Origin of the sequence: Mariniblastus fucicola (genome assembly GCF_008087665.1) — a bacterium.
In the GTDB taxonomy this organism is placed as follows: domain Bacteria; phylum Planctomycetota; class Planctomycetia; order Pirellulales; family Pirellulaceae; genus Mariniblastus; species Mariniblastus fucicola.
This window is the reverse complement of the sequence record NZ_CP042912.1, coordinates 964519-982017: the sequence shown is the minus strand read 5'-3', so window position 1 is coordinate 982017 and position 17499 is coordinate 964519. Positions and strand designations below refer to the sequence as shown.

Here is a 17499-nt window from a genome sequence, read left to right as displayed (position 1 = left end):
AATAGATGGAAACCCCATCCCGGTGCGTAGGTAGATTTCACTTGTGGAATTTGCCTGCGCATCTTTTTTGCGCTGACCGAAAAGTTATTGGACAGAGAGGCTTCTTCGGTAAACAGAGAGGCTTTCTTTCTGGCCGGCTGTTGCCTGGCGATTGCCACGCAGAAGAACTTTGATTCGTGAACTCAAAGCGAAGTTCACCGAACGTCCACCAAAAGCTCGCCACCTGAAATTGAAAGCGCGAAAGTTGAGTCGGAAAGTCCAGGTTGGGCAGCGAGAATTCTGGCGATGCGAGTACTGACTTGCTGTTCGATCGTACGCTGCAGCGGCCGAGCCCCAAGTTTTTTGCTGTAGCTCTGGCTGGCCAGAAACGATGTCACTTCGTTGTTCCAATTCAGCTTCAATCGTCGACTGCTGAAACCTTCACGCTGTGTCATCGCCTGGAGTTCCAGCTCTGCGATTCTGGCCACTGACTCTCGCGACAGCGGAGCAAATGAAACGATGCGATCAATTCGATTAAAAAATTCTGGCCGAAAGAACTTTCGCACACCGGCTTCGAAACCAGAGTCCGTGTCGGCCTTGAATCCAACTGACTCCCTCGATTGCACACCAAGATTCGAAGTCATAATAATGATGCTGCTGCGAAAATCTGTCACTCGCCCCCACTTGTCGGTCAGACGACCTTCATCCATCACGCCCATCAGCACGTCGAACACGTCGGATGATGCTTTTTCAATTTCGTCCAACAGCACAATTGAAAACGGCTGCTGGCGAAGTCGTTTGACCAACTCCCCGGGCTGGCCATTGCTCTGAATGGTTAAACGCTGCGCCGCACCGATACCAGCGAACTCACTCATGTCCAAACGCACCAGTCGATCACGGACGACGGCTTGTTTTTCATGTTCGCTGGTCGTCGTCGCGTTGCCAAACATGTATCGCGTCAGCGCCTTGACCGTTTCGGTTTTCCCGACACCTGTTGGTCCGCAGAACAACATGATACCGATTGGCCGATTGGGATCGTTCAGACCGGCCTTGAATGTGGCGATGACATCCGTCAGTCGATTGCAAGGATCTGGTTGGCCGATAATTCGCTCGGCAAACCAATCGCGAATCTCGTTCGTCGGCAAACTGACTTTGTCTCGAATCAATGATTCAGGCAATCCGGTCAGGTCGATGAAAGCAGAAACGACGTTATCCTGACCAATCTTCGCAGCCCGGTCCCGTTTGGCCGTTTCGAACAATCCCTTCCAAAAGCCAACGCACTTTCCAGGAAACGTATCGTAGGGCATGAATCTTTTGAACAGTCGCTGACAAAGCACCGCGGATTCTGGTTCAAATTCAATTTTGTGATTGCGTGTGTATTCTTTTCCCAGCCCATCGAGCAGCTGTCGCGCCTGTTCTTCGGGCATTGGTTCAACTTCAAACACCTCAAACAGATTCTCGAATCCTGGCAAAAGCAACCGACATTGATCAAGTTCTTCGCGAGTCGCTTCGACGATCACTCGCAGTTCACGATTCTGAATAAACGGAGCCAGAAACGATGCGATGCTGGCCGACGCGTCTTCGCCGCCAAGCCGACAGAGCGCGTCGAGCCGCTCGAAGCAAAGAATGCCCTGGAATTCAGCCAACTCTTCGATGACTCGCTCCAGACGTTGCTCCCACTCGCCAAGATATCGCATGCCAGCGACGATTCGATCAGCACTGCACATCCACATCGAAGGCATCTGGGCCTTCGCGGTATCAATTTCCGATTCCGCTGCCGATTCCTTGGCTGCCTTGCGTCGTGTGTCCTGAAACTTGCGTGCAGCAGCCGCGACGATCGTCGATTTCCCAACTCCACGCGGCCCAACGATCAACAGGTTACCTTGCTGGAGACGCAGTCGGCGGTGCAAGCTGGCGACTTCCTCATCCCGATTAATCGGTGCACTGAACTGTTTTTGTGCGTGGCGTCCGGTAAGCGGATTGGCCACTGTTTCGAGATTTTCGCAATCGAAAGACCATTGCGTGTCTTTTGACTCGCCCAGTTTCACATTCACAACGTCCACGATAAGTCCGTTTTCGGGCAACATCGAAGCAAGCTGAGCTTGCGAGCATCCGTTGAGTCTCGACTGAATTTCCTCGCGAGCGATCTCCCGGAATTTATCTTCTGAGTCACATTGAAACTTGAGTTCGATCGTCGGGGCGTTGCAGACCACGGACCCATCGTCCCGCTTTCCCCAAACACAGGGCACCGAAACCCACGTTTGCTCGCTGGAAAGATGTCGGCGTTCGCGAAAGGTCTCTGAGGTGCGAATGGCAACCTTCAGCAACTCAAGATTCGGAGCTTCAAATTCCGCTTCGGAAACGTACGTGTTCTCGGAATGCCAAAGGATCGCCGACTTGATTTGCCGAACGCATTTCTTCAGGTCATCATCCGCAGCGCAGACCGATTCTCCGCTGACTGTCTGAGCGTAAAACGTGCCCTGACGGTCTTTCCACCAGACGATTGGGAATTTTTTGTACGACATCATTCCCCTTTCCGTTGCGATTGTTTTGACTGACTGGAAGCACTAAATTCGTTTGGCAGCGGCAAACCGCTTTGGATCAGAGACAGCAGCCTTTGAGTTTGATCTTTGCCATCGATCGTTTGCTCGGTGCGAAAATCCATCGACGTGTTGCCCCAAAATCGCAGCACCTGATGACGCCGTACAGTTTCGATGCTCTGGCAGGAAACAGGTTCGCGAATCGCATCCTCGGACAGGATCGCGGCCTTAAGTTTTTGAAAGTCAGGATCTTCAGAAGTCAGGATTCCTGTCTCGTCCAGCGTCAATCGCCCCCATGAGTCGCAGCACAGGCTAAAGCCAATTTCGTTTCGCAGCATCGCCGTTACGCAACTGCCCGACACGTACAACAGCCTCACCGCCTGGCCGCCAATCATCATCTCTTTCGCACGCCAATCAAATCCCATTCTGCGGACCGCTTCTTCGTGATGGGATGCGTGCAGGTACGGACGCTGTTGCGAACTGGCAGCAACGCTACTGTCCGCGAGCCCCTCAGCCAAGCCGTTTGCTGACGAGTCCTTCAAAAAGAAAATTGCTTCGGATTCATTCGATTGAGCCATCGCCTCCAGAACTCGACAACTTCGCACCAATTGGTCTGCCAAAGTTTCTGCGGTGATCGCGCCTTTGGCTCCCGCATCCTGGAGAAACTGATGGATGTCTCCGATCGAAGCCACATCCTGCAAAAACGTTTTTGAAGGCATGCTGTACTTCTCGCGGTCGGCGACCGAGCGGCGAGTCTGACTGATCGGCATCGCTGGCATCGACGTATCGGACTTTGCTTCCGAAACAACTCGCAGCTGATTGATTTTCTGCTCGATTTGATTGGCTTCCTCGACAAGCGCGAAGTAGCGAAGCAGTTCGGGGCTCATACCACGACCGCTGATTTCACCGTCGGGACGCTGAGCCAATACGTTCTCTCGAATTCGATCAAGAAACGCTTCTGCCATGTCACCAAGTTCTTCAAGCGAATCGTAGACCGGCTGCTCGGTCGTCTCCACGTTCTCCAGTGGCAAGACGTCGATACTGAGTTTGCTCGACCGATCGTCATCTGTATCAGCGGGTTCTTTCTTGCGGACGGTAATTAGCGTCGGCGTTTCGCTGCGAATGGATGAAAGTTCCGCGGCCACGGGATGCGTAAAATGCTGCTCAATGGCTCTCTTGAGCCCGCGAGCGCCCATCGCCTGATCGTATCCGACATCGACGATGTCCGAAATCAACGCCGGCCCAACGTTCAAGATACAACGCCGCCGCATCAGCCCCTCGCGAGAGACAACTTTCCTCATCAGCCCTTCCGCGATCTCGGCAATCTGCTCGCGGTCGAGATGGTGAAACGGCACGACGCGGTCGATCCGGTTGAAGAATTCTGGCCGAAAGAACTTTTCCGCGGCCGCGATATAGTGCCGTTGATCGTCGCCTGGCACGAAACCCACCGTCTGGCTGGCACGCCGAGCCCCCAGATTGGAGGTCATCACAATGACCGTGTTGCCGAAATCTGTCGTCCGCCCAATCGCATCGGTCAGCCGCCCCTCACCGATCACTTGCAGCAGCACGTCGAACACGTCGGGATGAGCTTTCTCGATTTCGTCAAACAAAATGACGCTGTAGGGCCGATGCCGAATTGCACTGGTCAGCAAGCCTTCGGGTTCGTCAAACGTCCCAACCAAACGCGCGGCGCTATAACCCGTCTTGAACTCATTGAGGTCAAAGCGAACCATCTTCTCTGCATCGCCAAACAGATAGTTCGCGAGCGCTTTTGCAGTCTCCGTTTTGCCAACGCCAGTCGGGCCTGTGAACAGGAGCGTCATGATCGGCTTGCCTTGAGGCGAAAGTCGAGCTTTCTCGGTCATCACCAAGTCCACGCAAGCGTTGACGGCGCTTTTCTGCCCGACGATCTGGTTTTCAAAGTCTGCAACAACATCCTTCCTCAGCAGCGTTTGCTGATCGTCGACCATCGGAAGCTGAATGCCACTGGTCGCCGCCATTTCCTGCAACACTTCGTTGCGCCGAATTTGACGATAGCCAAGCTTGATGCCAATCTGCTTTAGAAAACGAACGGCTTTTCCGGGGAACCGCTGCGCGCCGCCGTATTGACGCTGAAGCTGGATCACGGTTGGCAAAGCGTCAGGGTCAAAGTTTGTTTGATGTTGATGCTCGATCGTTCGACTGGTTTTGATGCAGACACGAAGCGTTTGATCTTCATCCATTTCGTCGAGATGCATTACGTGGAACAGGTCCGCAAAGCTACGATCGAGATTCAGCAACTGTTCGTACTGCCCGGTTGTGCATTCAGCCAAAAACCTGACTTTTCGTTGCTGTAGCGGTTTCCGCAACAGGTCGGCGACGCAGAGGTTGGAACTGGAACTTTTCCCAGCCCGAAACAGTCCGATCAGATCGTCAAAGTACAGCGTGTGCTTTTTCTCAGCCGCCGTTTTCAGGATCGCATGAACTCGCTGCTCCCACTGGCCGACGTAAGACATGCCCGATATCAAACGCTGTGGCGCGAGCAACCACACGTTCTTTCGATTGGCATTGGCTTTTTGTTCCTGCCCCTTCTCAAGCGCCTTGTCCTGTCGAGCTTTCACCCGGCGGGCGACGACTTCGTGGATCAGCGTTGTTTTCCCAACCAGTGAATCGCCGACCAGCAACACAGGCCGGCGGTCTGGCAACTCCAGCAAACTAAGCAGCGTTTCTGCTTCCCGGTCGCGCAAAAACGCCCGGTCCAGATCGTCTGGATAGAGCCAATCGAGGCAACGTCCCACGCGCGTCAGTTCCGAATCTCCACTGACGGTTTCGCGCGTCCACATGGAGAGCATTTTCTTCTCCATCTCGTCGCGCGACTCCTGATTGATATTCAGTGTCACGTCGATCGACGTCAGCCAGGATTTGCTATCGATTGAATACCGGTCCGGCGAAACAAAATCTGCGCCGTCGTCCTTCTCAAGTTTGCGAAACAGAGCCAAATAAACTTCCTCTGCCCGAGCCTGAAGCTCGCCTTTTTCAAACTCAAACCACACGCCTGGCAATTCCGGACAGAACGCGATGCAACGGCCCATCGCCTGAAACCAGACCATGAAATACTTGCAACTGTACCGCGTTTTTCGAAGTTGAATGTCGAATTTGAGCGTTGTGTGTTGCAGGGAAGCCGGATTGAAAGTCAACGGCAGGAGCTTTCTCTGATTCCACCCTTTGCCGAACTCGTCGCAGCGATTGCGCACATTTCGCGTCAGCCGCTGGATCGCGCGCTGAAGCACGATGTTCTCGGAGTGATGTCCCGACGAGAACAGCAACTGCGTGCGGTACACGGTCTTGCGATCGACAGAGCCTTTGATGACTTTGACGTAAACTGGCAGAGAAATATCCAACGGTTCGAAGTTACTCCATAAACTTGTCGAGGTGTTTTTCTAGGGCTTTCTCCACACAACCAACGACGAGTTTGCTGATGCTTGAGAAATCCACGTCGCGAAGATGACCGAACGCGGCGTCGACCGCGACCTTGCGAGAGAAGTCGTAGACACGCTGCTTGATGGAAAGTTCATCAAACGGTCCCAGTGTCGTGACCAAATCCGACAATTGATGTCGCGTGACTTTCTCGCCGGTCACTTCGACGAGCGCGTCTCTCAATTTTTCTTCGCGGAACTGATGACGGCAGGCTTCGTGACCAAACATCGGAAACGCTGCAGGTCCGTTAAATTCGAGTGCGTACCCCAACGGTGCTGCGTGGCTGACGCTGAAAGGATTGTTCGTTGGCTGGCGATAGAGATCCGCCACGATCTCGGTGTCGCCGTCTTCATCCGGCACACCGCCGAGCGTTCCCTGTTTCCTGGACGCCTCAACTGAGGAGTCATATCGCAGCACGGCGTAGCAGGTGACTCGCAGGTTTCGCGACGTAGCAAAATCGATGTAGGCACGGACCATTTGTTGCCGAATGTCTTCATGCCGACTCCAGATGAAAACCGAAGCCCGGTTCGCGGCACCGGAATGGAACAGAAAGTTCTTGAAGATGGCTTCGCTGACTTCCGCATCAAGATCGTTCTTTTCGGCCCTGGCCTGACCGGTCGCCACGTCCTGTTTGGCAAAGTACTTCAGCAACATTTGCTCTTCGAAATCACTACAGCGGTCAAAGATCGATGCCGCCATGTCGATATAAAAGCGATGACTTTCGATCTCGGGTTCTCGCTCGCGGATCGCCGCTTGCAAGGAGTTCAGATATGAATCGTCGTGATGTTTCTTTTTGAGCAGTTTGTTGAACTTGCGGTGATCGCGTTGATTTGCCTGAACCAGCCGGAACATTTCGTTTCGCAATCCGACCATCACATCCCCATCCCGAAGCTTCTGTGCGCGTCGGCGAACCTGCTGAATTTCATCGATCAGCAACCGCGACGAGCGAATCTCTGCGGCTCCCTCTTCGACTCCTTTGGCTTCGATGCGAATTTTTCTCGCAGAGTCCGTTTCATCGCAAGTGACCGCAACAGCGACGCTTTGCTCGTGAGTAAAGTTGGCCAGACTCTCCGACAACGGAACAGTGAGTCGATCGTGGATCAGCCGCTGAATCGGGCGAGCTCCATAACGCAAATCCATCGAGCTGCGAGCGAGCCACTGGATTACTTCCGGCTGAACGTCCAAGGTGACTGGGCGATACCAAATGCCTTCCCGCTTTTTCAGTTTTTCAATTTCGCGGCCGACGATTTGCTCAACGGTTTCCATTTGCAGCGGCCGGAACGGAACGATGCGATCAAGACGGTTGAACAATTCCGGACGAAGTTTATTTCGAACTTCGGTTACGAAGTGATCTTCGTAGCGTTGACCTTTGGTGTCTGCATCATTTTCCGCGCCCGCGAATCCGAACGAAACCGGTTTGAATTGTTCGGCTCCCAAATTCGAAGTGATCACAATGATCGTCGTCGAAAAGTCTGTCGTGCGCCCCTGCCCATCGGTCAGACGGCCTTCTCCGAGCACCTGTAGAAGCAGATCGAAGAACGCCGGGTGAGCTTTTTCGAATTCGTCGAACAGCACCACTGAAAACGGATGCTGTTTGACCTTGCCCGTAAGGATGCCTTCTTTCTCTCCCGTCCCTCCGATCAGTCGTTGGACGCTGACCGGATCAGAAAACTCGCTCATGTCGAATCGCAGCAATCGCTGTTGCGAACCAAACATGAACTCGGCCAACGATTTTGCCATCTCGGTTTTGCCGACGCCGGTGGGTCCGATAAACATCAGCGACGCGATCGGTTTGCCGGGTGGAGAAAGCGCGGACTTGATCGTTGCGATCAGGTTCGTCACGGTTTGGACCGGAACGGGTTGCCCGAGAACTCTTTGGCGAAACCAGTCTTCAGTCGCCGACAGGTCGAGCGGCTCGTTGCGGCTGAGCAGAAAAAAAGGCAGACCCGTTCGCGCAGAAAATGCACGTGCCACGAACTCGGCATCAAGCACCACCTTTCGGTTCGCATCACCAGAACTTTCGACTTCGTGCCACGCGTCTTCAACCAAACGCTGCAGAAACTGAATGGGACGGCCCGGATTGGCCGAATAAGTTGCGTAGCGCTGGTGCAGCCAGTACACCGAATCGACGGCTTGTGGATCGGCAGTCACGGCAGGGTCAGACGAATCGCTGTCGGGCAAGTTTTCCAACAGATGATCGAGCACCGAGCCAAAAATGTTCTTTTGCAAATTCGAATCCGGTCGATCGATTCGCAGTACGGTCAACGACTCAAGCAATTGCGGATCGCGAGTTTCAGCAATGACCAACTGCTCGGGCGTGCATTCGGCGATGATCTGCAAATTGCCTCGTTGGACTTGCGTTTGCATCCACGAAGCGATGCTCTGCACCTGATTCGATGACTTGCCGGTTTCCAACAGCTCCAACAGGTTGCCGACGTGCAGAATCCCGTCTCGCTGCTTCAGCTCTTCGGTGATTTTTTGACAACGATCCTGCCACTGACCAAAACCTGACATTCCTGCGACGATCCGCGAGCCGCTGGTTTCCCAAAACTCAAATGGCCCGAAACCGAATCCCCTTTTCCGCCGCGCGAGTGCCTGGACGGTTTTGGATTTGCCCACGCCCGACGGGCCAACCAAAAGGACGCTTTGCCGATCCGGCTCCGCCAGCCGAGCCGCCAACTGCCGGATTTGATCGTCGATATGAAACGCTGGAATCGTTTGAGCGCCGCGTTTGCTTTTCTTTGACTTTCGGCTGGCACGATTGACTTTATCAAGTCGACTGGCGACCTCGGGCAGTTCACGCTTTTCGTTTTCGGCCGGTTCTTCTTTCGCAACGTCCCGCGCCGACGGCAGGGAGACTTCATACGACGACTCGACGATCGAAAACGGCCCGGAGTTTTGCAAGTAGACCAACTTGCGAAGCTCGACCAACTGCTGCGTTCGCAACAGACAACTTCGAATCTCACTGCGAATCTGGCCCACGAACTTGGCGTCGACCTTCCCTTGCTTGACGATGCTTAGATCGAGCGTCGGAACCCAGGCTCGCACCAGCTCGCTTGAATGCTGCCAGGCGACGTAGTGCATCGTGAATTTGGCTGGCTTGATCCAACAACGTTTTGCGGCAACATCTTTGGTTGGCGTCAGCTCAATCGACAGCGAATCGGTTACGGGATCCGATGGCAACACTCGCTTGGAGAACGAATCAATCTCGGTATTTTCGCTGATCTCAATCAGCCGCCGGTCGAACTGTGCAGACTTGCATTGATCGGACAGACGATTGATCTCGGGGTAGAGCAGGGCTCTCATACAGACGAAATCATCTCCGAGTTCCTGGCAGACTTTGAAAATTTTGTGCTTGAAATTGTGCATGCGGGAGAGGAGCACTCGGTGGGCGAAAGGTTCGGGCCGCAGAAGTTCTACTGGAGAGCCTATTTTTGCATATTCAAACTCGTGACGACAGCTTACTGCCATTTGATTACAATCTGACTCCTGCGGCTCGACGAAGCCGTCCTCCTCTTCCAAACCGCATCCATTCATGAGTTCATCAGCAAACCCGGCTGATCTCGCAGTTTCGAATTCGGCTCCATCGAACCGTCAGCGAAACGAAAAACCCGAGTTCCAGGGATTTGGCACTTTCGGCGGCGTCTTCACGCCATGCACACTGACAATTTTGGGCGTGATCATGTTCCGGCGTTTCGGCTACGTCGTCGGAAACTCGGGACTGATGTGGGCGCTGGTGATTTTGCTATGTGCCAAAATCATCACGACTCTCACCACGTTTTCCCTCTCCGCGGTCGCCACCAATACGAAAGTCAAAGGCGGCGGCGCCTACTTTCTGATCAGCCGATCCCTCGGGGCCGAGTTCGGCGGCGCGATCGGCATTGTCTTCTTTTTGGCTCAGGCCATTTCGGTGGCGATGTACGTGATTGGATTCGCGGAAGTCGTCAACGAGCTCAATGGCAGCTCGGTGAAACTCGTTGCGTTGCTAACCAATGTCGTTGTGTTTATCTGTGTCTTCATCGGAGCCGGCTGGACGATCAAAGTTCAGTACTTCATTCTCGCTACACTCGTCGCATCGCTGATCTCATTTTTTCTTGGCGGCTTCGACCAATTCCAGTGGACTCAGCTCTCCGAAAACGTCGGTCCGCACTTTCTCAATACGCTCAATGCCGATGGTGGCGGGAAGAAAGAAAACCTGTTCACGATGTTTGCACTGTTCTTCCCGGCCGTGACCGGCATCATGGCCGGCGCAAACATGTCGGGAGACCTCAAAAATCCGAGCCGCAGCATTCCCGTCGGCACGCTGTGGTCGATTGTCACAACGGCGATCGTATACGCCGCGATGGCGTTCTTTATCGCCGGTTGCCGTCCGGCAGAAACGCTCGTCAGCAATTTCTCAGTGATCGGAGAAATTTCCAAATGGCCGGTTCTGATCACGGCCGGAGTCTTCGCCGCGACGCTTTCGAGCGCTCTAGGCAGCATGATGGGAGCGCCGCGAATCCTGCAGGCTCTCGCGAAAGACAAAATCTTCCCGCGGCTGAACCTGTTCGGTGTCGGCAGCGGAGCCACCAACGAACCGCGCCGCGCGGTGATTGTCACGTTCATTATCTCCAGCCTGTGCATCGTGTTGGCGGACCTGAACACGATTGCGCCGCTGATTACGATGGCTTTCATGATCACCTACGGGACGATCAACATCGCAACGTTCTACGAAGGCATCACGAAGAACCCCAGCTACCGTCCTACGTTCCGCTACAGCCATTGGGTGACTTCGCTGCTGGGAGCAATCGGCTGTATTACGGTCATGCTGTTGATGAACCCGCTGTGGGCTTTGGCATCCGCTGTGATGATGGTCGGGATCTACTTTTTCATCTATCGCAAACAGGTCGAAAGCCAATTTGGTGACCTCGGTAGCGGCTTGCTGTTCGAGCGAACCCGTCGGAACCTTCTGAAGCTTGAACGAACCATGTACCACCCCAAGAACTGGCGACCGATTGTGTTGGCGATGAGCGGTGGAGGCAGCAACCGATTGAACCTGTCGATGTTCGGCCATTGGCTGACTCGAGGGAATGGAATTCTGAATATTGGCCAGGTGATTAGCGGCAACGCAGAAGAACACATTGACCGCATTGCCAACCAGGAACAGTTGCTGGAAAAATTTATTGTCGATGAGGAGTTGGATGCGTTTCCGAACATCGTCGCAGCCCCAAAACTTTCCGAAGGTATCGAGTACCTGGTTCAATGCAGTGGCCTTGGTGCACTGCGGCCTAACACGCTGCTGATTGGCTGGCCCGGCGACGTCGAGAAAGCCACGCCGCTGGTTTCAACATTGCGTACGGTTCAAAAGCTACGACGGAACGTGGTGATTGCTCGGCTTGAGCCCACCGAAACTCCGAAGCAGGCGCCTCCGGGAACGATCGATGTCTGGTGGCGTGGTCGCAAGAATGGAGAGCTAATGTTGCTGTTTGCTCATCTGTTGAAGCAAAATCCAGTTTGGCGAAACCAACCGATTCGGCTGATGCGCGTTGTTTCGTCCGAGGAAGCCAAAGCCGACGTGTTGAAGCACTTGCATGGCCTGGCGGATGAATCGCGTATCGAAATCGAGGCCGAAGTTTTCGTTTCCGATCACCCGCATCACGTGATCGGCAAACAGTCAAAAGATTCAGCCGTCACGATTCTGGGTTTTGAACTGCCGGACGCCGGGAAGGAAGATAAGTTCTTCGCACAGATAGAACGTCTGATCGAACGACTGCCAAGAGTTCTGATGGTCAGCAGCATTGGCAATGTAAAACTGGAATCGTAGGCACTGTTCGTTAAATGTGAGCGCCTCGCCGCTCATGCTTGGCCGCGTTGATGACATGAATATCAATTTGTCAAACAACGCCTAGCTACGGTGCTTGACCAGTTCGACAGAGTTGCCACATTTGTTGTAGCGACATTCATCGACAAAGGTCTTCATCAGCATCACGCCGCGGCCGCTGGTTTTCTCAAGGTTGGCTTCCTTGGTTGGGTCCGGCACTTCGTCCGGGCAGAAGCCTTTTCCCTGATCCGATATTTTCGTGTAGAAGCGATCTTTCTCCAGCCTGATCAGTACATGCACGTTCTTGTCGCGGTCTTCGTCGTTGCCGTGTTTGATCGCGTTCATCACAGCCTCTTCGACCGCCATGCGAATCGAGAACATTTCGTCGTTGCTCCAGCCCGCCACTTCAAGCAGATCCAACAACTCGCGCACCAAATCGGCGCAGTGTTTCGGATCACTCTCCAAGACGCGTTCGAATTCCTGGGCACCTTGACTCATGGTGGGTGGCAAGCTCATTCGTGGCAAGAAGGTAGGCTAGTTCGTGAGGGCTTCAATTGACTCGACCTGTTCTTGGTCGATCTGAAACATTTGATCCAGGCTGGTATAGCTGAAAAGATCGCGAACTTCAGGACGAAGATTGCACAGCCGCAACTTGCCACCTTTGGCTCGAACCTGTTTTTCCAAAACGATCAGCTTGTTGATCGCGGCACTCGAGAAAAAACTGACGTTATCAAAGTTGATCAGCAGACGCTCATTCTCCTCGTCGTCGGCCAGATCGAGCAACTCTCTGCCCATCTGTTCGATGCGGGAAGGATCCATTACTTTCTTGTCACGGAACTTGACGACGGCCACCGTCTCGACCTTGTCCAGTTCCAAACACTCCAGATTTTCGCTCATACTTTGTCCGCCAAATTTCGTTCGCCAGTCCTAATATCATAAACGGGTGGCTACTGACGTCAAAGACGCCGAACCGCTCTGGCGACGCCGGCGCAAAAAAAAACACTAGCTGAAACATAGCGAAAGGTCGACCAGACTCCATCCGCTTACGCTTCAAACTAGTGTTTTTTGTTTTGACTGCGTTCTGTTTGCCGGAAAATGCGAGAGCATTCAGGGTCAAACGATGCTACTTTCGAATCGCGACACCATTGAGAAAGAACACGGCTCCGAGAAACATGATCGGCCATCCGATCCATCCCGGCGGGTGAATCACCCGATTCGCTCGAGGGGACACAGGTGTTCGGTACGTGTTGGGATCACCGTTTGAATAGCCTGCCTGAGTAAAGGGGCCCGGCTGTTGGCTGGGACTGACGACGCTATTGGGAATTGCAGGTGCGTCGGCCAATTGGTCAGAGAGAAAGTTCGTCATGCGAGGCGTCAGGACGAAACTATCCACGACGTTTAACTGGATTCCGAAGAACACGAGGAGGAAGCCGAGCGTCATCACTACGGTTCGGTTCATGGATTGTGTTTTCCGTAGGTCAGGGGTGCTGGAAGCAGAGAGCCCGTAGCAGATGCCAGTGCGAGACTCATATCGTTTCCGTCAATCACGTTTGCTGCAATGGTTATCGATCAGTGGTGCCAGCAACTTGAGCCTCACCTGTACCAGTTTGATTTGTTCCTGACAGTGACGATTCAGCACGGTCTGCGGACCTGGTAAGCTTTGACAACTGAAGGGAAACTGGTGGCGAAGAAATCGATAAAATCGGTTATCTTCGTGTCTACAGCCCGTTTCAAATTCGCGTACCCGTTCCAAAACCGGCTCTCGACAACTGAGCCCATTCAACAAGATTGCGCCTTAATGAGCGACCATACAAACGTGTCCGGTGTTGACGACCCGATTTTGGCCAGCCAACCAGTTTTGGACCTGAAGTCGGATCCGGAAATCAAACCGGAACCGGGAGGCATTCTGTCTCCCAGTTTCCAGGGTTTGCTATGGACCAACTGGCTGACGGCGATCAACGACAACATCTTTCGCTGGTTCGTCATTGGCGTCGGCAAGACTTTCGTCGCGCCGCAATATCACGGCCGAATCCTGATGTTCGGCACCGTTTGCTTTGTCTTGCCCTACATCCTGTTCGCATCGCCGGCCGGTTGGCTGGCGGATCGATTTCGCAAACGCAATGTCATCATCGCCTGCAAAGTCGCCGAAATCATCGTGATGACGCTGGGCGTGATCTCCTTGCTATGCGGCAGTATCTACATGCTGATGTTTACGGTCGCGTTGATGGGCGCCCAAAGTGCTCTGTTCGCGCCGTCAAAGATTGGCACCATCCCGGAACTGCTCTCCGAAGAAGAAATCTCCAAGGGAAATGGCATCTTTGCTCTCGCGACTCTGTCCGCGGTCGTCATCGGAATGGGCGCTGGCAACAAACTGGCGGACGTCGCCGGGGTTCGCGGCGAAAAATACATTTGGCTAACGGCGCTGATTCTTGTTGGCGTTGCCGTGCTCGGAACGTTGATCAGTTTCCTGATCCGAGCCCGCGCCGCCGCGAATCCGAAAGCTGCCTTTCCGAAGAACTTTTTGCTCGAAACGTGGCGTGACATTGTTGATCTGTCGACACGCGGACCTCTGTTTCGCGTCGCGCTTGGAACAGTTTTCTTTCTCGCGATCGCAGGACTGGCTCAGCTGAACATCGACGCTTTTGCAGACGAAAGCGGCAGTATCACCGAAAGCGAAAAATTCCCTCTGTTGGTTTCGCTGGTCCTTGGGCTGGGCGTGGGCAGCGTCGTCGCCGGACTTGCCTCGGGCAATCGAATCGAACTGGGGCTGGTGCCGATCGGGGCGTTTGGAATGTTTGCGTTTATGGTAGCGCTCGCGTTTACGCCCGAGAACTTCATCACTGGAAACATTTTTGGCAGCGGCCAGGCGTTGGCTTGTATGCTGCTGGCCGGGCTGGGCATCAGCGCCGGATTTTTCGATGTGCCATTGAATTCGTATTTGCAGCACAAAAGCCCGGTGGCTCAGCGCGGTCGAATCCTGTCGGCCACGAATTGCCTGATGTTCGCTGGCATCGCACTGTTTTCGTTTGGGCTCGATGCAATGCGAACGGCAACTCACGAGACCGAGACCTCCGGATTGGAGTCGTCCCGAATCGCCGACTCGGTCACGGCTGAACAACGCGAACAGATTTTGGCCGCGGCCGAAGCGACTGAAATTTCATCGCTCGAAGACAGCGACGCGGTGACGCGAATCAACAATCTGAATCCAATCCCGGAGTCCGAACCGGCAGCGCGACTTTATGCGACCAACGAATTAATTTACCACGACGCGAAAGCAAGAATCTCCGCAGATGAAACCGTGATTGCGAGCGACTATGCAGGTCTGTTTGACGAGTCGGAGCCGAACGACAAGCGAAAGCTGAAGAGCATTCTGCTCAGAGCCTCGAAACTGCCGCTGCTGTCGTCGCGTCAGATTTTTCTGCTGATGGGCATCGGCACGATTCCCGTGTTCCTGTTCGCGCTCTGGCGGCTGTCACGTGAGGCGATGCGTTTGATCTGGGTGTTCATGCTGAAGTGCATCTATCGCGTCAAAATTACGGGCATGGAGAATCTTCCGCAGAATTCTGGCGGAGCTCTCGTCGCCAACCATTCGAACTGGCTCGACGGCGTCATTTTTCTGACTTTCATCCCTCAGCCATTTCGGGTCATCGCCTGGGCCGGCAACTTCAACAACTCGATCATGAAAAAATGGGCTGAGTTTTGTCGCGTGATTCTGATCGGTGGCGGTCCAAAGTCGATTCGCAAAGCGTTCAAGGATTCGCGGGCGGCAGTGGACAACGGAGAGCTGTTGGGGATCTTTGCCGAAGGCGGAATCTCGCCAAGTTGCCAGGTTCGAACGCTGAAACCGGGGCTGTTAAAAATCCTCCAGGATCGTAAGGTCCCTATTATTCCGGTATATATTGATGAAGTGTGGGGAAGCATCTTTAGCTATGCCGATGGTAAGGCTATCTGGAAATGGCCCCGCAGTATTCGCCGCCCCATCAGTATCACCATTGGCAAACCGGTTGAGCCTCATCCGGAGTCGATGTTGAGCGTCCAAACTTCCTTGCAAAGATTGAGTGCCGAAGCCGTGTCAAATTATGTAGGTCCCTTCCGTTCTCCTGTGGTTGAGTTTGTCAAATCGTGCAGGATTCAACGCAAAACATCCAAAATCGCTGATAGCCTTGGCTCAAATGAAAAAGGCGGCATGCTGCTAACGCGTGCCCTGATCCTGAGACGGTTGCTGCGAAAGTTCACTCTCGAGAAAGACGAACAGAACGTCGGGGTTTTGATTCCGCCGACCGTTGCCGGTGCGATCGCGAACCTGTCGTTGGCTCTCGACAAACGCGTTGCCATCAACCTGAATTACTCGCTGTCGAACGAACTGATCAATCACTGCATTCATGAAGCAGGGATCAAGCGCGTGTTGACGACACGTATGGTGATGGAAAAGTTCTCGCACCTGGAGCTGGATTGCGAGCTGGTTTATCTGGATGACTTCAAGGAAAAAGTCACCGGCATGGACAAAGCGATCGGAGCGTTGATGGGCAATGTGCTGCCCGCCGGCATGGTCTGCAGCCTGCTTGGTTTGAACTCAATCAAAGCCGATGACTTGATGACCATTGTGTTCACGTCCGGCTCAACGGGCGTCCCCAAAGGCGTGATGTTGTCGCACCAGAATATCCATTCCAACGTCCGTGGTTTCGAAAAAGCGGCTCAGTTCCAGCCCACCGACACGATCGTCGGAATCTTGCCGTACTTCCATTCGTTCGGATACACGATCACGCTGTGGGGCGCGATGATGTGCAATGTCCGCGGCGCCTATCACGTGAATCCACTGGATGCGAAACAGGTTGGCAAACTGGTGAAACGGCAAAAGGGAACGATCCTGATGTCGACGCCGACGTTCCTGCGAACATACATGCGACGTTGCAAGCCGGAACAGTTCGCGACTCTCGATGCTGTCGTCACCGGTGCGGAGCGACTGCCGCCTGAGCTTGCGGATCAGTACGAAGAAAAGTTTGGCGTTCGCCCGGTTCAGGGCTACGGAATCACGGAGCTTTCGCCAGGAGTTTCGGCGAATATTCCGGAGTCACGACGGCGGGGAGACATTCAGGTCGAAGCCAAAGAGGGAACCGTAGGGCGTCCGATCGCCAATGTGACGGCGAAAGTCTGCGACCTCGATACCAACGAAGAACTTCCGGCGAACCAGTCGGGAATGCTGTGGATCAAGGGCCCGAACGTGATGCTGGGCTACCTGAACAAGGAGGAAGCGACTCGCGAAGTCATCGTCGATAGCTGGTTCAAGACCGGCGACATGGCGATGATCGATGAGGATGGTTTCATCACAATCACGGGGCGGCTTAGCCGATTTTCAAAGATCGGTGGCGAGATGATTCCGCATCTGAAAATCGAAGAGGTTCTTTCGAAGTTGCTTGATCGAACCCCGGATGACGATTCCGATGACGAACTGCACGTCGCCGTGACGGCTGTTCCGGATGAGAAAAAAGGCGAACGGTTGGTGGTGTTGTACACAACGACGCACACGTCGCCTGATGAGATGCGACAGGCGTTGACTGATGCTGGCTTGCCCAACATCTTCGTTCCGTCGACGGACAGTTTCCACAAAGTGGATTCGCTACCGCTGCTCGGAACCGGAAAGCTGGACTTGAAAGGCATCAAGGAAACGGCCGCGGCGATCTACGATATCTCGTAGGCGATTCGCGCGGCGACTGGCACTTGGCG

Annotated in this window: 8 protein-coding genes; 2 read left to right on the top strand and 6 right to left on the bottom strand. The window is 53.9% G+C overall.

Annotated features, from left to right (window positions below; all coding sequences use genetic code 11):
* Positions 1–194: 194 nt before the first annotated feature.
* From MFFC18_RS03470 to MFFC18_RS03460, 3 genes are read right to left on the bottom strand one after another with little or no spacing between them, the layout of a single operon-like run.
* Positions 195–2504: an AAA family ATPase gene (locus MFFC18_RS03470; protein WP_162273970.1), complete on the bottom strand. Its 2310-nt coding sequence runs from the start codon at positions 2502–2504 to the stop codon at positions 195–197.
* Positions 2504–5899, bottom strand: coding sequence for an AAA family ATPase (locus MFFC18_RS03465; RefSeq protein WP_075085197.1), 3396 nt, complete (start codon positions 5897–5899; stop codon positions 2504–2506). Before MFFC18_RS03465 ends, MFFC18_RS03470 begins: the two co-directional genes overlap by 1 nt.
* Positions 5900–5909: 10 nt before the next feature.
* Positions 5910–9344, bottom strand: a complete 3435-nt coding sequence (locus tag MFFC18_RS03460; RefSeq protein WP_075085198.1) for an AAA family ATPase — start codon at positions 9342–9344, stop codon at positions 5910–5912.
* A gap of 166 nt (positions 9345–9510) precedes the next feature.
* On the opposite strand from MFFC18_RS03460, the gene MFFC18_RS03455 reads away from it, so the two are divergent.
* Positions 9511–11778, top strand: a complete 2268-nt coding sequence (locus MFFC18_RS03455; protein WP_075085199.1) for an amino acid permease — start codon at positions 9511–9513, stop codon at positions 11776–11778.
* 81 nt (positions 11779–11859) lie between these two features.
* Here MFFC18_RS03455 and MFFC18_RS03450 read toward each other — a convergent pair whose 3' ends face one another.
* The 3 genes from MFFC18_RS03450 to MFFC18_RS03440 form a co-directional block, all read right to left on the bottom strand.
* Complete coding sequence (locus tag MFFC18_RS03450; RefSeq protein ID WP_075085334.1) at positions 11860–12273, bottom strand: ATP-binding protein; 414 nt, start codon at positions 12271–12273, stop codon at positions 11860–11862.
* Between the two features lie 36 nt (positions 12274–12309).
* Positions 12310–12672, bottom strand: a complete 363-nt coding sequence (locus MFFC18_RS03445) for an STAS domain-containing protein (protein WP_075085200.1) — start codon at positions 12670–12672, stop codon at positions 12310–12312.
* Positions 12673–12898: 226 nt separating this feature from the next.
* Positions 12899–13234 (bottom strand): hypothetical protein, encoded by a 336-nt coding sequence (locus MFFC18_RS03440; RefSeq protein ID WP_075085201.1) that lies wholly within the window; start codon positions 13232–13234, stop codon positions 12899–12901.
* Positions 13235–13573: 339 nt separating this feature from the next.
* Here MFFC18_RS03440 and MFFC18_RS03435 point away from each other — a divergent pair, with 339 nt between their 5' ends.
* Positions 13574–17470, top strand: coding sequence for an MFS transporter (locus MFFC18_RS03435; protein ID WP_084417217.1), 3897 nt, complete (start codon positions 13574–13576; stop codon positions 17468–17470).
* Positions 17471–17499 lie beyond the last annotated feature (29 nt).